The organism is Bacillus sp. FSL K6-0268, assembly GCF_038005425.1.
Taxonomy (GTDB): Bacteria; Bacillota; Bacilli; order Bacillales; family Bacillaceae_G; genus Bacillus_A; species Bacillus_A thuringiensis_S.
Map to the genome: position 1 here is coordinate 4,099,060 of NZ_JBBOTF010000001.1, position 21,401 is coordinate 4,120,460.

The window sequence follows — 21,401 nt, forward strand, 5'->3', positions numbered from 1 at the left end:
TTCACCTCTTTAAATAGCTTGCTCAAAAAAATAGACTCCTACCAGTAGTTATACTGGTAGGAGTCATTAGCTAAGCAGCAGTTATGGCGAACTCCATCGCCTTTGATTATTACATATAGTGTACTAAATATACCGTCTAATTTCTAGTGAGGAGGTGGGTGTAACTTTTCTTTTTTTGATGTCTGAAGGTTTTTTAGTAATTAAAATGAGATCGATTACTTATCAACTAAATATAGTGATATACAGTTTTAATTATGATAAAATGTTTCTTATGTGTGTCGTTTTATTTTATTTGACTGAAAATAAAGAAAAATAAATTCGCGTGAAAAGGAGTCATTTATTTGAAGAAATTTTTAAAAATCGTATTTATATGTGTTTTAGTATTAGCGGGCATTGTAGGAGGATTTCTAGCGTATATGACACTTACTAAAGAACAGCCTGCTGATGTTATAAGCTTGAAGGTGGAGAATAATAAGGAGCGCGTATTAGCGACTGGAAATGAATTTAAAGTTACAACATTTAATATTGGATATGCTGGGTTAGATAAGGATCAAGATTTCTTTATGGATGGTGGAAAGGGATCTGGTTCAAGTAGTAAAGAGCAAACGGAAATTAATTTAAAGAATATGCTTTCGTTTTTACAAAATGAGAATAGTGATTTTGCGCTATTACAAGAAGTTGATATAAAGTCACTTCGTTCATTTGATGTAAATGGACATGAATTTTTGAAAAAAGGATTACCTGATTATGTTTCGTCATTTGGCAAGAACTACGATACGAAATGGGTTCCAGTGCCAATAACAAATCCAATGGGATATGCGGAGGCTGGATTAAGTACGTTTTCTAAATACACTGTTCAAGAAGCGAAGAGGTTCCAGCTGCCTGGAATGGAGCCTTGGCCAAAGCGTTTGTTTGATTTAGATCGAGCAATTGTGGAATATAAAATTCCTGTTAATAATGGGAAACATGTTAGACTCGTAAATCTACATTTGTCTGCTTATGATGAAGGCGGGAAAATTAGAAAACAGCAAGTAGAGTATTTAAAAGAATATATGAACAAGCATTATGAAAATGGTGATTACGTAATAATGGGCGGAGATTGGAATCAATTAGTTTCGAACGCTCAATTAAGTGATCCGAAGTTTGTGAAAGAGCGTCCTGAGTGGTTAGTAGAGTTACCGAAGGATTTTACGGACGGTGGCTTTAAGTGGGCTGTAGATCCGTCTGTTATGACTGTGAGAGATGATGTAAAGAAATATGTCGAAGGTGAAAATTTCGTCACTATTATTGATGGCTTTATCGTTTCACCGAATGTAGAGATTGTAAATGTACAAGGGAAAGATTTAAAGTTTGAAAATAGCGATCATAACCCAGTGAGTGCGGTATTTAAACTGAAGTAATTGATATGTATAAGTAGAAGGTGGGGCTTCATATGGAGTGGTTAAAGAGGACTTGTTTTTCTAACCTTGAGAAAGAATCACAGAAAAATCATTTATTACTGTTTATAACGATTTGTAGTTTCTGCCTTGGGATAATCGCGATTGGGTATTATGGATATATTTTTACAGAGAGAGCAATAGCGTTTTGGATTTGTGGTATTTCTGTCGTTGCATTTGGAACGCTTTTTACTTTTATAAAAAGTATGGAATCAGCGTATAAATATATCATGACATTTATGTTGCTTACCATGTCTTACATCATGGTACAAGCTTTTAATGAAAGCCCGGCTGTATTTCAAATGGTTTATTTTACATTAGCTGTTTCACTTATTTACTTAAGTGAGCGCCTCATTTTAATTCTTGGCGGGGTAGCTGTTGTGATCACATTTATTCTTTGTAGCTATTGGCCGAAGCAATTTTTTGCTTATACAGCCTCGTCTGAAGCTGCTAATTTTGCAAGTTTGTTAGCGATTGTAACAATTGCTATGTGGGGCGTCACGAAAATCGGTTCTAATCTGCTCCTTCGTTTAAGTGATGAGAAGCAAGAAGTAATGAGAAAAGCTCAGGAGCTAGAAGAGACGCAAAGGCTTATTGAAGAAACAGTTGTGAAACTAGATAGTAATTTCAATCATTTAAGGCAAAATATGAACACGTCGATGGAATCGATGAGTGAAATTAATTTTGCCTTTGAAGAGGTAGCAGTTGGTACGCAATCACAATCAGAGATGATGTATCGTTCGGTAGAGGTATTGAATGATATGGAGGGAAATATTGAACAAATCATCTCTCAAGTAAGAACTGCATCGGCTCGTGTGGATGAAAGTTTAGACATTTCAAAAGGTAGTGTACATACTTTAAGAAATTTTGAAGCTAACATGAGAAGTTTAAATGATGTTGTTTCACAGTCTGGAATTATATTTAGAGATTTAATGATGCAATCGAAACAAATTAATGAAATTGTAGATGTAATAACGAATATTTCAAGTCAGACGAGTTTGCTAGCTTTAAATGCAAATATTGAAGCTGCGAGGGCAGGTGAGCATGGAAAAGGTTTTGCTATTGTAGCGAGTGAAGTGTTAAAGCTTGCTGAAGAATCAAATCGTTCTGCGGGAAGAATTCAAGGGATTTTGAAGGAGTTTAGTAATCAAGCAAGTAAGGTAGAAGTGCAGGTAGAGAAGTCAGAAAGAGTACAAGAAGAGTGTAACGAAATGTTAGCAAGCGTTTTAACAAACGTAACTGATTTAGGGAAGTTTATTGATGCGATTAATAAAGTAATGCGAGAGGTTGTTATTCATCAAGAAAGTTTCCAAGTTAAAACGACGAATATTGTAAAGGATGTTACGCATGCTTCTAACGTAATTCAGCAAACTTCTACAGCTACAGAAGAAGTGCTAGCGAGTGTGGAAGAAGAAAAACATCGAAATGATATATCGGTTAAGACGTTACATACTGTTAGCGAGCAAGTGAAGTTACTAGAAGATATTCTAGAAAAGTAATATTTCTTGAAAAGGGCACACCATGTGTGCTCTTTTTTCATTTAAATGAATACTTGATAGTAATTTAATTGCTTTTCTGCGCGTTTTCTGCCAAGCTTAAGGAGATAAAGTGAGACTAATACCTACTGATTATTAGTTGAACCTCGCAAATAGCGGGATAAAATACTTCAAAGAAAGAATTATATAGGTGACGAATATGATTGAAGTTAAGACTTCTGAACTTAGTGATGGAGAATTTAATAGAGGTGTATTTGCAACTCGTGATATTAAAAAGGGTGAGTTGATTCACTCAGCACCAGTTATCTCTTATCCGAATGAACAGCATGAACACATTGAAAAAACGTTACTTGCTGACTACGCATTTGAGTATGGGGTAAATCATACGGCATTCCTGTTAGGATACGGCATGTTATTTAATCATGCATATAATCCGAATGCAACGTATGAAATTGTCTTCGAGAATCATACTTTTAACTTCTTCGCGTATAAGGATATAAAAGCGGGAGAAGAAATTTTAATCAATTATAATGGTGAAGTGGATGACGATGAGCTATTATGGTTTGATAAGGAAAAAGAAGAGAACGAAAAATAATTTAATGAGTATAGAAAGAGCACATTCTGTGGAATGTGCTCTTTTTTCATTGATGTAAATAAAGTAAAAAGTACAAAAAAATACCACTTTCTTTTTGTATGGTATAGTAAGATACTGAGGGATAGTGTTTTGAAAAAGTCACATATTTTACAAATTGTTGTCTTTCTGATGACATGTCAAGTTTAGTAGTCCATTTGGGTTGCTTTATTATGCAATATATATTTTAATATGAGTGGCACCTCTTATAAATTAAGAGGTTTATAGGTGTCTCGAATTGATTTTGGGTACACTGTATCCACCACTTTAGGTTCTTTCATGTACGTGGGGATATTATGGGCCCGTATAACGGGATAAAATGAATATAGAAATAGAGGAATCGTAAAATGAATATGCAAGAGGTTTATAAATATTTAAGTACGGTATTGCCTGAAGGACATGTTAAACAAGATGAAATGTTAAAGAATCATACGCATATTAAAGTTGGCGGAAAAGCAGATGTTTTCGTTGCGCCTACAAATTATGATGAAATTCAAGAAGTTATCAAATATGCGAACGAATATAATATTCCAGTTACGTTTTTAGGAAATGGATCGAATGTCATTATTAAAGATGGTGGAATTCGCGGGATTACAGTAAGTTTAATTCATATTACAGGTGTTACTGTAACAGGAACGACGATTGTAGCACAGTGTGGCGCAGCAATTATTGATGTATCACGCATTGCATTAGATCATAATTTAACGGGTCTTGAGTTTGCTTGTGGTATTCCAGGTTCAGTTGGCGGAGCATTATATATGAATGCTGGTGCATACGGCGGTGAAATTTCGTTTGTATTAACAGAAGCTGTCGTAATGACAGGTGATGGAGAGCTACGTACTTTGACGAAAGAAGCATTTGAATTTGGATATCGTAAGAGTGTATTTGCGAACAACCATTACATTATTCTTGAAGCGAGATTTGAACTTGAAGAAGGTGTACGTGAAGAAATTAAAGCAAAAATGGATGATTTAACGTTTAAGCGTGAGTCAAAACAGCCTCTAGAATACCCTTCTTGTGGTAGCGTATTTAAGCGCCCACCAAATAACTTTGCTGGTAAGTTGATTCAAGACTCAGGACTACAAGGTAAGCGAATTGGTGGAGTAGAAGTTTCTTTAAAACATGCTGGATTTATGGTGAATGTTGATAACGGAACAGCACAAGATTACATCGATTTAATTCACTTCGTACAAAAGACAGTTGAAGAGAAATTTGGCGTGAAGTTAGAGCGAGAAGTAAGGATTATTGGAGAAGATAAGGAATAACGAAATACGTATGAAGATATGAATTATTTTAAAATAATATTTGGGTATTGTTGACAATTTGTTTTCAATTCAATATAATGGCTAATAATTTAACAAATAACATACGTTGAAAGAGCCCAGTAGCAGTTTGTCACTGTTAACGAGAGAGCTAGGGGTTGCTGGAACCTAGCACAAACAAACTTGCGAATTACACTCTGGAGTATCTTAGGTAATGCTAAGCGGACTAGCAATCGATATTATTGCTAAGAGTGGTATGAGTAGCTATGCTATTTATGCAAACTGGGTGGTAACACGGTGAATAATCGTCCCTATGTCTATCGTAGACATAGGGGCTTTTTTGTTTTTAAAAAATAAAGGGGATGACAAAAGATGAATATTATTGATGAATTAGAATGGCGCGGCGCCGTTAATCAGCAGACTGACGAAGAAGGCTTACGTAAGCTAGTAGAAGAGAAAAAGATTTCACTATACTGCGGAGTTGATCCAACTGGTGATAGTATGCATATCGGACATTTGATTCCGTTTATGATGATGAAGAGATTCCAATTAGCTGGCCATCATCCTGTTATTTTAATTGGCGGGGCAACAGGAACAATTGGTGATCCGAGTGGACGACAATCAGAGCGTCAACTTCAAACGTTAGAAGTGGTTCAGCATAATGTAGATGCGTTAACAGCACAAATGAAAAAGCTATTTGATTTTGGTGGAAATAGCGAAGTGAAGATGGTAAATAACTATGATTGGACACATGAAATAAATATTATTGAGTTTTTACGTGATTACGGGAAAAACTTTAGCATCAATAGCATGTTAGCGAAGGATATTGTAGCAAGCCGCTTAGATACAGGTATTTCTTTCACAGAATTCACATATCAAATTTTGCAAGCGATGGATTTTCACCATTTATACACGAAAGAGGATGTTCAACTTCAAATTGGTGGTAGTGACCAATGGGGAAATATTACGAGTGGTTTAGATTTAATTCGTAAGTTAGAAGGTCATGAGGCTAAAGTATTCGGATTAACGATTCCGTTATTATTAAAATCGGACGGTACGAAGTTTGGTAAATCAGCAGGTGGTGCAGTTTGGCTTGATCCTGAAAAAACGACACCGTTTGAATTTTACCAGTTCTGGGTAAATACAGATGACCGTGACGTAATTAAATACTTGAAATACTTTACGTTCTTAAAGAAAGAGCGTATTGATGAATTAGCAGCGAAGGTAGAAGTCGAGCCTCATAAACGTGAAGCGCAAAAAGTGCTAGCGGAAGAAATGACGAAATTCGTTCATGGAGAAGAGGCGTTATTACAAGCTGAGAAAATTACAGCAGCGTTATTTAGCGGAGATATTAAATCGTTAACAGCTGATGAAATTGAACAAGGTTTTAAAGAAATGCCAACATTCCATTCTTCAAAAGAGACAAAAAATATTGTAGAGTGGCTAGTTGATTTAGGAATTGAACCATCCAGACGACAAGCACGCGAGGACATTAATAATGGTGCGATTTCTATGAATGGTGAGAAAGTAACAGATGTGGGTACGGATGTGATGTTAGACTAAAAAGTAGACACAGGTTATTATAATAAAAATGAACCGAACGAGGTGTTTACATGGGGAAAGTAAAACAATATGAAGAAGAATTTAAACGCCAAAGCGTAAAACATGTTTTCCAAACAGGTAAAGCTGTAGCTCAAGTTGCCCGAGAGTTAGGAATTTCAGTGAATACCCTTCACGGTTGGGTAAAGAAATATAAACAAGAGCCCAAGGTGATACAGCAACGAACGTTCCGTTCTGAGGACAAAAAAACAAATGAAATGGAGCGACGTATTCGAGATTTAGAGGAAGAAAATGCAATCTTAAAAAAGGCGATGCACTTCTTCGCGAAAGACCATCGGTAAAATTTCAATTTATCCATCGACACCGCTTCACATACCGAGTGGAGAAGATGTGCCAAGTTCTACATGTATCCCGAAGCGGATATTACAAATGGAAACATCACACCAAAAGCCCCAGGCAAATACAGAGAGAACAAATAACCAAAGAGATCCACCGCATTTTTCTAGAATCGCGTTGTTTATATGGAAGTCCGAAAGTAACGTCTGTCTTACGTCAAAAAGGAAAGCAAATCTCACAAAAAACAGTGGCCAGAATCATGAAAGAACAGGGATTACAATCAAGAACTGTAAAAAAATATAAAGCTACTACAAATTCCAAACATTCTTATCCGGTACAGGACAATGTGTTAAATCGTCAATTCAAGGTAAAAAAGCCAAATCAAGTTTGGGTAGCTGATATTACCTATGTATCGACGAAAGAAGGATGGTTGTATGTGGCAAGTCTGATGGACTTGTATTCTAGAAAAATTGTGGGCTGGCATGCTGATCGTACGATGACAAAAGAATTAGTATTGAAGGCTTTACAACAAGCTTATTTCCGTCAAAAACCGGAAGGTTCAGTCTTGCATCACTCTGATCGAGGAAGTCAATATGCTTCCCATGATTATCAAAAACAATTACAACAGTATGGAATGCAATGTAGTATGAGTAGAAAAGGGAACTGTTATGATAACGCTTGTATCGAATCCTTCCATGGTGTCTTGAAAAAAGAACTTATTTACCAGCAACAATACGCAACACGTGCCCAAGCACAGCAAGATATTTGGGAATACATTGAAATTTTCTATAATCGTAAAAGAATTCATTCAGCGAATGATTATTTATCCCCGACAGAAAAAGAACGTATGTACGACTTGGAGGCTACATAATTAAATTTATCTGTGTCTATTTTATTGACTTAATATCAGATGTTACTGTAGAAAATTCATTTGATGGAAGATTTATTATTATTCGTAAAGGGAAGAAGAACTACAGCCTTGTGAAGTTAGGCGAATAGTTTGTGTGAAAGGGGTGGGAGTAGGAAGAATACTTCCACCCCTTTCATATACACAATTTGGACATAAAATAATCAGTAAATTTAGATAATTAAAAGGGTTATATTATTCTTCTGCCGAATATATAAGTTAGAGAAAATTACGGATAAAGTGAAACTTTAATCAGTGGGGGGATTGTTCCTCCCCACTGATTATTAGTTGAACCAATCGGGCTTTTACGGGCAGTTAATCTTCCGACTTCATCCCTGCATTCACTGGATTTTAAGGTGGAGGTTTTACTGCCCGTTAATGCGGGATAAAAATAGCCCGAACCATGCTGGGCATGATTCGGGCTTATATTCAGATTAGTAAGCTAAGCTGAATAGACCTTTAATATGTGATAAGTAACGAACGTTACTTGCTTCTTTCATTAATGATGCTGGTAAGCCTTTAAGTGGAGTATTGCTTGCTCCAATTGTAGCAACCGCATCTTTACGTCCTAGACTAGCAAGTGTTCCAGAGTTTACAGGTGCGAACTCTTCGAATGCTTTGCCTTCTAGTGCTGCGTATAAGTTGTATCCAATTAACTCACCCATTTGCCAAGCGATTTGTGCAGTTGGTGGGTATGGACGACCGTCTGGAGAGAAGACAACAGCGCTGTCTCCAGCAACGAATACGTCTTTGTGAGAAGTAGATTGCAGGTATGCATCAACTGTTGCACGACCACGGTTAACTTCAAGACCTGATTCACCGATTAATGGGTTACCTTGTACGCCACCTGTCCAAACGAATGTGTTAGCAACAAGTTTTTGACCGTCTTTTAAGTCGATCTCATTGCCAGCAACGTTTGTTACAGGAAGACCTGTTAAGAATGTAACACCGCGTGCTTCTAGGCTAGTAGTTGCACGTTCGATTAAGTGGTCTGGTAATACTGGAAGGATTTTTGGACCTGCTTCAACAAGAAGAAGTTTAACTTCTTTTGGATTTACGCCGTGGCTTTTTGCAAGTTTAGGCATAATGTCAGCAAGCTCACCAACTAGCTCAACGCCAGTTAATCCGCCACCACCGATTACGATTGTAGCATCAGCTTCGTTTTTCGTTTTCGCGTATTCACGAATACGGTCTTCAACGTGTTTGTAGATTTTGTTTGCATCAGCAGCAGATTTTAATACCATGCTGTTTTCTTCTAGTCCTGGAATACCGAAGTAAGCAGTTTTACTTCCTAAAGCAACTACAAGTGCATCGTAAGATAAAGTAGTGCCACCAGCTAGTTTGATTTCTTTGCTATCAACAGAGAATGACTCAACTGTTGCGATTTTAAGATCGATATCTTTGCCTTTGAAAAGCTTTGTAAGTGGCATTGCAATTGCTTGCTCAGACACGTTACCAGCTGCTAGGCGGTGTAATTCAGTGATGATTTGGTGTGTTGGGTATTGGTTAATCACTGTAACTTGTGCTTCTGATTTGCTGTAATATTTACGTACGTTTAAAGCGGCAAGAAGACCGCCATAACCAGCGCCTAAGATGACAATTTGTTTTGACATAGTATGATATCCCCCGTCTTTACTAATTGTTGTTATAAGTTAAATTATTTATTGTTACGTTCTGCACTAATTTGAAGATATGCGTTCACAAAGCGGAACATTTTTTGTGCTTGTGGATCTTTTAGTAATTTTAATAGACCGAATAGGCCGATAACTTCAGTACTTTCGTCAGCACGATCTTTCGCTTCGATTGCAGTTGCAGCCATGCTTTTCACTGTATCTTTTACAGGTTCTACAAGCTCTGTAATTGCACCAACAGTGTCGCTTTTTAATACTTCATCAGTAGCAACAGTTTGAGCGAAGTCATAAGACTTAGTTAAAATGTTAACAAGCTCAGTTAATTTTGGAAGCTGTTCTACTAGTGTTGTTAATGATTCTTGTACCTCAGGTTTTAACAACTGATCAAGTACATCAAGTTGTCCTTGGCTAGCAGAAATTTGTACAGTTTCTTGTTCTGGCTTTGTTTGAGTCATAGTTTCTGGCATCTCCAATTCTCCTTTACGATAGCAATACTCTTATTTTTTATAAGTAAGATGGTAAACGTTTACGAAACTTTATGCAAAGTTTCACAAAACACAATAAAATGCCTTTAAATATATGGCAGCAAACAAGCTGACATAGATCTAAAACCACATTTTCTTACCTATTGTTTATGAACTGTCCGATACATGGCTTGTCCGCATAATGGAAAAGCTCCGCTACCGGAAAGTGTATATAATATATATCCTATATTATATACTATATGCACCTATGTTAACATAAAAATGATTCCTAATTATTTGATATTGAGTGTATAACCTAGTGCTGACAAGGTATGAAAGCGTATAAAATATTTTGTTTTAGTTAGAAATGTACATATATATATAGAAAAAAAGGAAAAAACGAACAAATTCATGTTCGTTTTTTCCTTTTTTCCTATTATTCACCTTCTGCAATTAGCATCGATGTATTACCTTCTTTTTCAAGATGACATTCGCCCCAAGTACAAAGAGAGTCAAGAATTGATTCTAAAGACCAACCGTAATCAGTAAGGGAGTATTCTACTTTTGGCGGGACTTGGTTGTAGACTTTTCTTTGAATGACCCCGTCGTCCTCTAATTCGCGTAATTGCTGAGTTAACATTTTTTGTGTAATACCAGGCATTAAACGTTTTAGTTCACTCGTTCTTTTTGTGCCTTTCGTTAGATGACAAAGGATAACAACCTTCCATTTTCCACCGATAACCTCTAAAGTCGCCTCTACAGGAATATTGTATTTCTTCATATGAAACCCTCCTTTTATGAGTAAAGTAAGCTTAATAATACAAATGTTACTTTTTAGTACCTATAGCACTTTAAAGTACGTACTTTTTATCATGTTAAATATGTTTCATAATAGCACATGTGAGAAGCAAGTGAGTAGTACGGTACCAAAAAGTGACTATGTTACTTTTTAGTGCCTATCGTACTTTAAAGTGCGTTCTTCAAAAAAGGAATGAAACCATTCATAATAGCATTTGTAAGTATAAAATATATTTTTTAGAAGATAAAAGGGCCTTTTTATCACACTATTATGATTGGATTTCTTGTAATAAGGAGGAATTCAATTGAGTTCATATACAGTACCATCTTCAGAAGTTCAGACGAATCGAAGAAGTATGTTTGCTTTATTAGCACTAGCAATTAGTGCATTTGGGATTGGTACGACCGAGTTTATTAGTGTCGGTTTACTACCATCTATTTCGAAAGATTTAAATGTTTCGGTTACAACAGCTGGTTTAACCGTTTCTTTATATGCATTAGGAGTAGCGTTTGGTGCTCCAGTATTGACGTCATTAACAGCTAGTATGTCGCGAAAGACGTTGTTAATGTGGATTATGATTATTTTCATTATTGGCAATGGTATTGCGGCAGTAGCAACAAGTTTTACTGTGCTACTTATCGCGAGGGTTGTATCTGCGTTTGCGCATGGGGTTTTTATGTCAATTGGATCTACAATTGCGGCTGCGCTTGTACCTGAGAATAAACGTGCAAGTGCAATAGCATTTATGTTTACTGGTTTAACTGTTGCGACTATTACAGGTGTACCAATTGGAACATTTATCGGTCAACAATTTGGCTGGAGAGCGTCGTTTATGGTTATTGTGGCAATTGGAGTCGTTGCTTTAATCGCCAACAGTATGCTAATTCCTTCTAACTTAAAAAAGGGTACGTCTGTATCATTTCACGATCAATTTAAGTTGATTACGAACGGAAGACTATTACTTGTATTTATCATTACTGCATTAGGATACGGGGGAACATTCGTAACATTTACGTATTTATCTCCGTTATTACAAGAAGTAACAGGATTTAAAGCAAGTACCGTTACAATTATTTTGTTAGTATACGGAATTGCAATTGCGATTGGGAATATGGTCGGCGGAAAATTATCAAATTATAATCCGATTCGAGCGTTATTTTACATGTTCTTTATTCAAGCGATTGTATTATTTGTTTTAACATTTACAGCGCCATTTAAAGTTGCTGGATTCATTACAATTATTTTTATGGGACTATTTGCGTTTATGAATGTCCCAGGGCTACAAGTGTATGTCGTTATCTTGGCTGAGAGGTTTGTACCTAGCGCTGTTGATGTAGCATCAGCGATTAACATTGCAGCATTTAACGCAGGAATTGCTCTTGGTGCTTACTTGGGCGGTATTGTAACGAACTCGTTAGGATTAATTCATACGGCTTGGGTAGGCGGAATTATGGTAGTAGGTGCTGTGATTTTAACAGCGTGGAGCATGACATTAGAAAAAAGAGATCAAGTAAAATAAAAGGAGAGAAAATAAAATGAAAAACTTACAAAGTAAAACAGTATTAAATAATGGTGTAGAAATGCCTTGGTTCGGTTTAGGTGTATTTAAAGTAGAAGAAGGACCAGAACTTGTAGAAGCTGTAAAATCAGCGATTAAAGCAGGATACCGTAGCATCGATACAGCTGCAATTTACGGAAATGAAAAAGCTGTAGGTGAAGGAATCCGTGCCGGTATTGAAGCGACTGGTATTTCAAGAGAAGAATTATTTATCACTTCAAAAGTATGGAACGCAGATTAAGGATACGAAGAAACAATTGCTGCATACGAAGAGAGCTTAAAGAAATTAGAACTAGATTATTTAGACCTATATCTTGTTCACTGGCCTGTAGAAGGAAAATATAAAGATACGTGGAGAGCGCTAGAAACACTTTATAAAGAAGATCGCGTACGTGCAATTGGCGTAAGTAACTTCCAAATTCACCACTTACAAGATGTAATGAAAGATGCAGAAATTAAGCCAATGATTAACCAAGTAGAATACCACCCTCGTTTAACACAAAAAGAATTACAAGCTTTCTGTAAAGAACAAGGTATTCAAATGGAAGCATGGTCACCACTTATGCAAGGTCAATTATTAGATAATGAAAAATTACAAGAAATTGCTGAGAAACACGGTAAAACAACAGCGCAAGTTATTTTACGTTGGGATCTTCAAAATGGAGTAATCACTATTCCAAAATCAACGAAAGAACACCGCATTATTGCAAATGCGGATGTATTTAACTTTGAATTAACAAAAGAAGACATGGAAACAATTGATGTGTTAAACGAAAATCACCGCGTTGGTCCAGATCCTGATAACTTCGATTTCTAAGATTAAAGTAAGAAAGAAAAAAGAGTGCTTTTATGCACTCTTTTTTTGTGCATAAAAATATTTTCTAATTAAATACTACTTAGTATTAAGTTTGTTATTAAGGGGCTGTAAATATGAATATAAAGCAATCGTTCAAACTTTTAGCTATGTTTTTAAGTGTCTTATTTGTATTATTCCCACTTCAAAAAGCATTCGCAGAGGTTATGGACCATACAAAGTATGAAATGGATTGGAGTTATAGTAGGTCAAAGAAGAAACCAATCCGAACAGAACTTATTAAAACGGCAGATGGAAAAATTGCATTTTGCTTAAATGTAGACTTAAAATCTCCGAGCGGTCAAGACTTACCAGAAATGGGTAAAGTAGATATTAACGTGTACCGTGTACTGTTGAATGGATATCCACAAAAGAGCCCACAAGAATTAGGGGTATCTGATTGGAGAGAGGCGCATTACGCAACGCAACTGGCAGTGTGGAATGCGTTAAAACAAATTGATGTTAATGATTTAGATTTCCGCAATAAAAATGTAGAGAAAGTAACGAAAGACATCGTTGCAAAAGCAAACGCTAGTGAAGAGTTACAAGAAATTACGATGAGTGTAACTCCTACAGAAGAACAAGAAGCAGTATTAAAAAATGATTTCTTTGAAACAGGTTTATATACAGTAGAAACAAATGCAAAAAGCGGAACGTATAAAGTGCAAGCAACAGGTGCACCAGCGGGCGTGAAGTTTGCAAATGAAAAAGGCGAAACAAAAACAGAATTTAATGTAGGAGAGAAGTTCCGCATTTTAATTCCGAAACAAACACCAGCTGGTGGATTTAGCTTTAAAGTATCAGGAAATTTAACGAAATTACAAGGGATTGCGCATAAAGGTACACCGACTATTCAAAATGCAGTAGTATTACTTGAGCGTAGTGAAGAGAAAACGAGCCCTGAGTTAGCGGTAAGTTGGAAAAAGGCTGAGGCTCCAAATAAACCAAATAAGCCATATACTCCAAATGAACCGCATAAACCGAATCAATATAAAAGGTAAATAAAAGCATTGGCCTATGCCAATGCTTTTTGTATGCAAGGATTAAAGTTATATTAAGAAAATAATAAAATAGATAAAATAGTGTTTTTACAGAGTAAATTATATTTTAAAATAATATAAATATAACTAAATCCTAACGTTACGATTAATAGATTGAATTCACAAAATTGTAATATTATTCTTGGGGGGAGGCTATTAAATACAGGTAAAAGCGTGTAAAATTCAGTTGGAAAAACTACCTATAGATGGTCATATATGAAGAAAATGTAAGGTTTTATTTTTAGATGTATAGATGACGAGACTAAAATATATCTTTTACTATTTTCCTTTTATGTAAGAAGAGAACTCATCACAAGTAGAGCGAAGTGAGGAGGGCGTAATACATAAAAAAATTTACAATATAAGAAAGCGAATACATTTAGAGAAATGCGGTAGTAATTGATATAGGTGCGAGAGGTGTTAGTCTATTCAATAAATGTTTTTATAAAAATAATAGGATTTCTTATTAAATGAATATATAGGATGGTTTGTCTAAAAAAAGGACAGGGGACACAGATTATGTCAAAGCAGAAAAAGAGTAGGGTATTAGTAGCTGGTATTTGTATATCTACATTATTATCACCAGTAGCTTTCGAAGCATCGAAAGGATATGCGGCGCCTTTGGAAGAGAATAAGGGCGGGCAGTTGGAAGAGAGTAAAGAGAATCGTTTGGAGCAGAGAACGTTTCATTTGCCTGGGAAAGGTAGTGTTGAAGAAGAGCAAAAACGCTTAAAAGTACGTTATGTACTTTCAACAAATGAACCAACTGGAATTTATGCTGGTCCAAATGAAGAAATTAAAATTGAAATAAAAGGAACGCAATCTATTAAAGCGTTCATAGGAACGAAGTCATATGATGAAAAAGGGTTTGAAGAATTTGAGTTAAAACCTGGTGAAAATAATATTTCATCTTCAAGAGGTGGAATACTATATTTTTATAACATGAATAATGATGGCGAAGTAACAGCTTCAGTTATTCATGGAGGAAGTCATTTTCCATTATTTGTATTAGGGAAACACACAAAAAAAGATTGGGATGCAATGTTAAAAAAGTATAAAAATCCTTATGCAGTTGAATTGAAGGGTGAGAGAAGTTTAATTACTGCAAGTCCTGAAGCAGTGGCAAACTATATGGGAGAGACGGATCCAGTAGAATTAATGAGGCTACATGATAAGATTATTCGCTTTGAAAATTCTGTAGCAGGATTATCTGAAGATGGTATAGGGGTGTCAAAAGCTCCAAACCAATATATCCAATTTGTTGAAAAGAGAAAACCAGATAAAGATGATTGGATGTTTGCTACTCATTATCATACAGGGTATGTTCCAGAGACTATGGATAGGGTTTTAAATATAAAGAGATTACAAGGAGATGGCTGGGGACCGTGGCATGAAGTAGGGCATTTACATCAGCAAGCTCCTTGGTTTTGGTCAGGTGTAGGAGAAGTAACAGTAAATATATATTCATTATCGGTTCAAAGAATGTTAGGCAATAAATCAAGTCTAGAAGAAGATGGTCATTATAAAAAAGCTTTTGCTTACTTAGATAATCCTGATGCTCAAAAAAAGATGGAAGAATTCGAGAAACTAGTAATGTTTTGGCAACTTGATTTAGCTTATGGAGAGCATTTTTACCCTAATTTACATCAAATGTATCGCTTATTACCAGAATCTGAAATGCCTGCTTCAGATGAAGATAAAAAGCAAATGTTTATTTATATGGCATCGAAAGCGGCTAAACAAAACTTAGTGCCGTTTTTTGAGAAATGGGGATTAGGTCCAAATGATGAGGTTAGAGGGAAAATCGAAAATTTAAATTTACCTAAATTAGAAAAAGAAATATGGAAAGCAACAGATAGTAATATTATTCGTGAAAAACAAGTGAAACCATACGGCGGGCTTCCTTATGGTGAAGCGTCTACTGTGGTACAAGATCTCATCGTTGGTGCGAATTTTAATGAAAAACTAGCAAATAGTCTTGTTCAAAATTTAGGTGAAAATGTAAAAGTAACAGGTAGAATTATGTGGCCGTATTTAGAGGTTGGAAAAAGAGCGGTATTAGTAGAAATTGAGGATGAGAAAGGACAGAGAAATTTCATTTCTGTTCCAGTTAACAGTCTTTATGGAGATACTATGGTATTTAAAGGTTACGGTGATGAGGTAAATTCTGTTATAACGCTCCTTCATGATGAAAAGAAAATCAACGTTTCTTTCGTTGGTAATGAGTTTCATGAGCGCTTTAAAAATGAAAAGTATGTAGGGATTACCTTATATGATAAGGATGGAAATGAAAAGAAAAATATTTCTATAGAAGGGCAAGAAAATTCTAAAAAGGTTGCTTTGCAACTTGAAGGTGTTGAACTTCAATATGGCGATATTATGAAAGTATATCATGCAGAACCAAGTCGTTTCGATTGGTATCAAAGTAATAAACTTGTAGATCAAGGTGGAGCTAAGAATAAAAAAGAAAAGTTCTTTAAGATTACTCCACAAGGATATGAACTAATAGACGGTATACAGGAAGTAGAAGCAGTACCGCAAAAAGTATTAATCGGGGCAGACGCTGAAAAATTAGAAGCGAAAAACTTTGTTCAAGTAAAAGGTGGAGAAGTAATTGGTTTTGTAGAAAAACCGAATACAATGAAAATCGGTGAACAAAAAGTAAAAGTAGAAACGAAAGATCGTTTCGGAAATAAGAAAGTGACGGAAGTGCCAGTAGAAGTAACTTATGGAGATAGCCTATTTGTATATGGATTAAGTTATGGTAGTGACGATATGAAATCGATTATAACGTTACATCATGATACGAAAAAAATGAGTGCGACAGATACGGATAATTTGATTCATGATTACTTTGGAGATGAGAAGTATTTTGAATTCACCTTGTACAATAAAGAGGGAAAAGAGAAGAAAAATATAGAGGTAAAAGGCTTGGAGAATACAGAAGCTTTTGCCAAGGAAGCAAATGGGTTAGCATTTGAATATGGAGATGTGGTGAAAGTATACCATGCAGAGTCTTCACGTTTACATTGGTATCAAAAAGGTTTATATGTGGGAGAAGGAAAAAATAAAGAAATAAAAGAATTATTCTTCGAAATTACTGAAAATGGATTTGAGAGATTAAAATCATTGCAAGAAGTCACAGCGAAACCTCAACAAGTAGTAATCGGAACAGATGTTGAAAAGTTAGATCCAAAAGCTTTTGTTGAAGTGAAAGACGGAGAAGTAGTTGGATTTGCGGAGAAACCAAATACAACGAAAATCGGCAAACAAACAGTGAAAGTAGAAACGAAAGATCGTTTCGGAAATAAGCAAGTAACAGAAGTACCATTAGAAGTGGTTTATGGAGATAGCATTGCATATGCAGGAAATGGCGATGATATTGCTTCAATTGTAACTTTAAAGCACGAAGAGAAGAGATTCCATGCAACTGATATGGATAGCGAAATTCATGAGTATTTTAATAAAGAGCTATACATGGGGATCGCGTTATACGATGGAGAAGGAAAAGAGAAAAAACATGTAACAGCAGAGGGACAAGAAACATCAGAGAACTTTGCGAAGCAAGTGAATGGTATACAGTTCGAGTATGGAGATGTAGTGAAAGTATTCCACGCAGAACCGGATCGTTTGAAATGGTATCAAAATAATACACTTACTGGTCAAGGTGAGAAAAAAGGAACAAAAGAACTATTCTTCAAAGTGACAGAAAAAGGTTTTGAGAGAATGGATATGTTGCAAGAAGTCACAGCGAAACCTCAACAAGTAGTAATCGGAACAGATGTTGAAAAATTAGAAGCGAAAAATTTTGTTCAGGTGAAAGACGGAGAAGTAGTAGGATTTGTAGAAAAACCAACTACAGCAAAAGTTGGAAAACAAACAGTAAAAGTAGAAACGAAAGATCGCTTTGGTAATAAGCAAATAACAGAAGTGCCAGTAGAAGTGATTTACGGAGATAGCATTATGTTCTTCGGTACATGGCACGACGAAACGAATATTAAATCGATTGTTACATTAAATCATGAAGAAAAGAAATTCAGTACAACAGATTCAGAAGGTCCAATGCATACTTCATTTGCAGATGAGAAGTATATGGGAATGACTGTGTATGATAAGGATGGAAAAGAGAAGAAAGATTTATCAGTAAAAGCATCGGAGAATACGAAAGTATTTGCAGAACAATTTAATGGAATGACTTTTGAATACGGTGATGTAATAAAGGTATATCAAAGAGAGTTTGATAGATTTAAAGTGTATAAAAAGAATGAACTAATGAATGCGCAGTATGGTGTTCATGAAGTGCTCTTTAAAGTGACAGAGCAAGGTTTTGAGAGAATGGAAGCACAACAAGAAGTAACAGCTATACCGCAAAAAGTAGTAATCGCAACAAACGCTGATAAATTAGATGCAAAAAACTTTGTTCAAGTGAAAGATAGAGAAGTAATTGGATTTGTAGAAAAACCAAATACAACAAAAATCGGTAAACAAACAGTAAAAGTAGAAACGAAAGACCGTTTTGGAAATAAGAAAGTAACGGAAGTACCAGTAGAAGTAACATATGGAGATAGTCTTGTATACCAAGGGCTGGGTGATGATATTCGTTCTATTGTAACGTTAAATCATGATGATAAGAAACTACATGTAACGTCTACAAATGAACAAATTCATAGTTACTTTAACAATGAATTATATATGGGAATTACCCTATATGATCAAAATGGAACGGAGAAAAAACATGTAACAGCAGAAGGACAAGAAACTTCAAAGAATTTTGCTGAGCAAGTAAATGGTATGATGTTCGAGTATGGTGATGTAGTAAAAGTGTATCATGCAGAATCTGATCGTTTAAGTTGGTATAAAACTGGTGAGTTAATTGGAAAAGGGGATGCGAAAAAATTTAAAGAGATTTCCTTCAAGATTACTCAAAATGGCTTAGAGCAAGTACGATAATAAGAAAAAGCTCGTAAAACATTATGTTTTACGAGCTTTTTTATTATTCAGCTTCAGAAACAACTGTGAAGCGTTCGTTTACATGTTTTGGATTTTCGATTTCATCAAGTGCTGCAACTGCGAAGTCCTCGTAACTTACGTAGCTATCACCTTTTGAGTTAACAAGAAGATTGTCTTTGCCAGCTTTGTAAGAACCAGTGCGTTTTCCTAATGCGAATAGTGCAGAAGGGCTGATGAATGTCCAAGTGATATCATTTGTTTGTTGCAAGATTTCTAAGTTTTTACCTTGGTTTTGAGCTGTTGCAAGGTATTCGCCTGGGAAACCTGGTGTATCAAATACACGTGTTGTTTTTTCTTCGTCTACAAATAAGCTTCCTGCTCCGCCAACTACAAGTAATTTTGTATTTGGTGCACCTTTCACAGCTTCAATAAGTACGTTTCCTGCATCTACGTGAAGGTGTTCTTGCCCTGCTGGAGCGCCAAATGCATTTACAACTACGTCGAATGCTTGTAGGTCGTTAGATGTAAGAGAAAATACGTCTTTTTCTAAAACTTCTACGTTTTCTTCTGTAATTTTTGCAGCGTTTCTTACGATTGCAGTTACTTCATGTCCACGATCTAATGCTTCTTTTAAAATACGACTTCCTGCTTTACCAGTTGCTCCGATAATTCCGATTTTCATAATAAATCCCTCCAAAGTGTTTTGTTAAATTGTATATCTGAAAGTGAATGAATGTATTGTAATTAGGTTTGTTACAACCTGTTGTAATCATTATAGTTACAGGTAGGTGTTTTTGTCAATGGGGTAGTTTGTAGATTTATTTTTTGTTTTAGTATGCACAGTTAGAGGGAGGAGAGTCATAAAGATATTGTTACTTCGCGCTTGGCTAATATTTGGAAATTGCAAATTGTCGAAAAATGTTGATGTTTGAATGTTTTTTAAATATAATTCGTTTTATGGAGAAAAGGAGGGGTTAATTGTATGAATATTTTGGAACAATTCGTTTCATCAACGAATACGATTCTTTGGTCATATATTCTTATTGCAATGTTAATTGGTTTAGGGCTTTATTTTTCTATTAAATTGAAATTCGTACAGCTTACTCATTTAGGAGAAATGATTCGTTTAATGAGTGATGGACTAACTGGCAAGACACGTAAAAAGGGCAGTGTATCATCGTTCCAAGCATTTTGTATGAGTTCTGCAGCTCGTATTGGTATCGGGAACTTAGCTGGTGTAGCGTTAGCTATTTCTATGGGAGGACCTGGAGCTGTATTTTGGATGTGGGTTATTGCGATTATCGGTGCTTCTTCAAGTTTCGTAGAAAGTACGCTTGCGCAAATTTATAAAATAAAAGATGGCAGTGGCTTCCGTGGTGGTCCTGCTTATTATATGGAAAAAGGTTTAAATAAACGTTGGATGGGGATTTGGTTCTCTATTCTGATTACAATTAGTTACGGTTTAATTTTCAACTCAGTACAAGCAAATACAGTAACATTAGCATTTGAAAATGCATTTGGCTTAGAGCGTTATATTGTTGGTATTGTATTAGCTGCATTAGTTGCGGTTATTATTTTTGGTGGTGTAAAAAGTATTGCACGTATGTCGGAAATGATTGTTCCGCCAATGGCGCTTATTTATATTGCCGTAGCTATTTTTGTTGTCATTAAAAACTTTTATTTAATACCAGATGTGTTTACGGAAATCTTTAAAGGTGCATTTGGTTTAGATTCAGCTGTAGGTGGCGGTATCGGTGCTGCGATGAAATATGGTATTCAGCGCGGATTATTTGCGAACGAAGCAGGTATGGGTAGTGCGCCGAATGCGGCAGCAACAGCTGATGTAACGCATCCAGCGAAACAAGGTTTTATTCAAACGATTGGAGTATTAGTAGATACATTCTTAGTATGTACATCAACAGCATTTATCGTACTATGTTCTGGTGCATATAAAGCAACGAATTTAGAAGGTATTGAATTAACACAAAATGCATTAAGTTCACAAATTGGCCCATGGGCGAGCAGTTTCTTAGCGATTATTATTTTCTTATTTGCATTTAGTTCACTTCTAGGAAACTACTATTATGGTGAAACAAATATTGAATTCATTAAGCAAAGCAAAACGTGGTTAACAATTTATCGTATTGCGGTAGTTGGAATGGTATTATTCGGTTCTGTTGCGACGCTTCAAGTTGTATGGAATATGGCGGACTTATTTATGGGGCTAATGGTAATCACGAACTTAATTGCGATTACACTTCTCGGCCGATTTGCGTATGCTGCATTGGCAGACTATGTAAGGCAAAAGAAACAAGGAAAAGATCCAGTCTTCAGTGCAGATTCTATTCCTGGTTTAACGAATACAGAGTGTTGGGATAAGTCAGCGGTAACAGATAAAGAAAAAGCAGTGTAAATGAAAAGGCGAGCATCGAGGTGAATTCGATGCTCGCCTTTTTTGTTGTAGGAAATGATGAAAAG

General features: G+C 35.7%; 13 protein-coding genes, 3 pseudogenes, 1 riboswitch and 1 other annotated feature. Of the genes and pseudogenes, 12 read left to right on the forward strand and 4 right to left on the reverse strand.

All coding sequences use genetic code 11. The annotated features are described in order from the left end of the window. Positions 1-50: 50 nt before the first annotated feature. Positions 51-110, reverse strand: a riboswitch (Fluoride riboswitch). A gap of 231 nt (positions 111-341) precedes the next feature. The 7 genes and pseudogenes from MHI28_RS21205 to MHI28_RS36195 all read left to right on the forward strand — a co-directional run. Then, complete coding sequence (locus MHI28_RS21205; RefSeq protein WP_000714043.1) at positions 342-1,400, forward strand: endonuclease/exonuclease/phosphatase family protein; 1,059 nt, start codon at positions 342-344, stop codon at positions 1,398-1,400. Positions 1,401-1,432: 32 nt separating this feature from the next. Then, entirely contained in the window at positions 1,433-2,935 is a 1,503-nt protein-coding gene (locus MHI28_RS21210; protein ID WP_000455074.1) for a DUF4077 domain-containing protein, read from the forward strand. 196 nt (positions 2,936-3,131) lie between these two features. Then, entirely contained in the window at positions 3,132-3,527 is a 396-nt protein-coding gene (locus MHI28_RS21215) for an SET domain-containing protein (protein WP_000573651.1), read from the forward strand. 383 nt (positions 3,528-3,910) lie between these two features. Next, on the forward strand, positions 3,911-4,828 hold the full coding sequence (gene murB, locus MHI28_RS21220) for a UDP-N-acetylmuramate dehydrogenase (RefSeq protein ID WP_001057103.1): 918 nt from the start codon (positions 3,911-3,913) through the stop codon (positions 4,826-4,828). 97 nt (positions 4,829-4,925) lie between these two features. Further along, positions 4,926-5,141, forward strand: a binding site (T-box leader). Between the two features lie 56 nt (positions 5,142-5,197). Continuing rightward, positions 5,198-6,385, forward strand: a pseudogene (gene tyrS / locus MHI28_RS21225) (tyrosine--tRNA ligase); the annotation flags it as partial. Positions 6,386-6,438: 53 nt separating this feature from the next. After that, positions 6,439-7,592, forward strand: a protein-coding gene (locus MHI28_RS21230; RefSeq protein WP_340827731.1) for an IS3 family transposase whose coding sequence is annotated in 2 segments (ribosomal slippage) — positions 6,439-6,694 and positions 6,694-7,592 — 1,155 coding nt in all. Because the reading frame shifts where the segments join, the coding sequence is not laid out codon by codon here. A gap of 26 nt (positions 7,593-7,618) precedes the next feature. Beyond that, positions 7,619-7,720: pseudogene (locus MHI28_RS36195) on the forward strand (hypothetical protein); the annotation flags it as partial. Between the two features lie 342 nt (positions 7,721-8,062). Here MHI28_RS36195 and MHI28_RS21235 read toward each other — a convergent pair. From MHI28_RS21235 to MHI28_RS21245, 3 genes are all read right to left on the reverse strand, one after another. Beyond that, the gene (locus MHI28_RS21235) at positions 8,063-9,241 is read right to left on the reverse strand and encodes an NAD(P)/FAD-dependent oxidoreductase (RefSeq protein ID WP_000043199.1); all 1,179 of its coding nucleotides are present in this window, start codon (positions 9,239-9,241) and stop codon (positions 8,063-8,065) included. Between the two features lie 44 nt (positions 9,242-9,285). Continuing rightward, positions 9,286-9,726 (reverse strand): DUF1641 domain-containing protein, encoded by a 441-nt coding sequence (locus MHI28_RS21240; RefSeq protein ID WP_001115310.1) that lies wholly within the window; start codon positions 9,724-9,726, stop codon positions 9,286-9,288. Positions 9,727-10,159: 433 nt separating this feature from the next. Next, on the reverse strand, positions 10,160-10,504 hold the full coding sequence (locus MHI28_RS21245; protein ID WP_000760473.1) for a winged helix-turn-helix transcriptional regulator: 345 nt from the start codon (positions 10,502-10,504) through the stop codon (positions 10,160-10,162). A gap of 373 nt (positions 10,505-10,877) precedes the next feature. On the opposite strand from MHI28_RS21245, the gene MHI28_RS21250 reads away from it, so the two are divergent. The 4 genes and pseudogenes from MHI28_RS21250 to MHI28_RS21265 all read left to right on the forward strand — a co-directional run bounded on the left by MHI28_RS21250 (position 10,878) and on the right by MHI28_RS21265 (position 18,923). Beyond that, positions 10,878-12,041, forward strand: a complete 1,164-nt coding sequence (locus MHI28_RS21250) for an MFS transporter (protein WP_164852167.1) — start codon at positions 10,878-10,880, stop codon at positions 12,039-12,041. A 16-nt stretch (positions 12,042-12,057) separates the two neighbouring features. Next, positions 12,058-12,897: pseudogene (locus MHI28_RS21255) on the forward strand (aldo/keto reductase). Between the two features lie 113 nt (positions 12,898-13,010). Continuing rightward, positions 13,011-13,934: a thioester domain-containing protein gene (locus tag MHI28_RS21260; RefSeq protein WP_001022528.1), complete on the forward strand. Its 924-nt coding sequence runs from the start codon at positions 13,011-13,013 to the stop codon at positions 13,932-13,934. A gap of 558 nt (positions 13,935-14,492) precedes the next feature. Beyond that, on the forward strand, positions 14,493-18,923 hold the full coding sequence (locus MHI28_RS21265; RefSeq protein WP_340828290.1) for a putative mucin/carbohydrate-binding domain-containing protein: 4,431 nt from the start codon (positions 14,493-14,495) through the stop codon (positions 18,921-18,923). 43 nt (positions 18,924-18,966) lie between these two features. Here the strand turns inward: MHI28_RS21265 and MHI28_RS21270 are convergent, their stop codons facing one another. Further along, positions 18,967-19,605, reverse strand: coding sequence for an NAD(P)-dependent oxidoreductase (locus MHI28_RS21270; protein WP_000689884.1), 639 nt, complete (start codon positions 19,603-19,605; stop codon positions 18,967-18,969). 300 nt (positions 19,606-19,905) lie between these two features. Here MHI28_RS21270 and MHI28_RS21275 point away from each other — a divergent pair, with 300 nt between their 5' ends. Continuing rightward, positions 19,906-21,336, forward strand: a complete 1,431-nt coding sequence (locus MHI28_RS21275; RefSeq protein ID WP_001022952.1) for an alanine/glycine:cation symporter family protein — start codon at positions 19,906-19,908, stop codon at positions 21,334-21,336. The last annotated feature ends 65 nt before the right edge of the window (positions 21,337-21,401 follow it).

Excerpts from the sequence above, each read along its gene's own strand:
- MHI28_RS21210 (WP_000455074.1), top strand. The coding sequence starts at position 1,433 with ATGGAGTGGTTAAAGAGGACTTGTTTTTCTAACCTTGAGAAAGAATCA.
- MHI28_RS21215 (WP_000573651.1), top strand. The coding sequence starts at position 3,132 with ATGATTGAAGTTAAGACTTCTGAACTTAGTGATGGAGAATTTAATAGA.
- murB (WP_001057103.1), top strand. The coding sequence starts at position 3,911 with ATGAATATGCAAGAGGTTTATAAATATTTAAGTACGGTATTGCCTGAA.
- MHI28_RS21235 (WP_000043199.1), bottom strand. The coding sequence starts at position 9,241 with ATGTCAAAACAAATTGTCATCTTAGGCGCTGGTTATGGCGGTCTTCTT.
- MHI28_RS21240 (WP_001115310.1), bottom strand. The coding sequence starts at position 9,726 with ATGCCAGAAACTATGACTCAAACAAAGCCAGAACAAGAAACTGTACAA.
- MHI28_RS21245 (WP_000760473.1), bottom strand. The coding sequence starts at position 10,504 with ATGAAGAAATACAATATTCCTGTAGAGGCGACTTTAGAGGTTATCGGT.
- MHI28_RS21250 (WP_164852167.1), top strand. The coding sequence starts at position 10,878 with ATGTTTGCTTTATTAGCACTAGCAATTAGTGCATTTGGGATTGGTACG.
- MHI28_RS21260 (WP_001022528.1), top strand. The coding sequence starts at position 13,011 with ATGAATATAAAGCAATCGTTCAAACTTTTAGCTATGTTTTTAAGTGTC.
- MHI28_RS21265 (WP_340828290.1), top strand. The coding sequence starts at position 14,493 with ATGTCAAAGCAGAAAAAGAGTAGGGTATTAGTAGCTGGTATTTGTATA.
- MHI28_RS21270 (WP_000689884.1), bottom strand. The coding sequence starts at position 19,605 with ATGAAAATCGGAATTATCGGAGCAACTGGTAAAGCAGGAAGTCGTATT.
- MHI28_RS21275 (WP_001022952.1), top strand. The coding sequence starts at position 19,906 with ATGAATATTTTGGAACAATTCGTTTCATCAACGAATACGATTCTTTGG.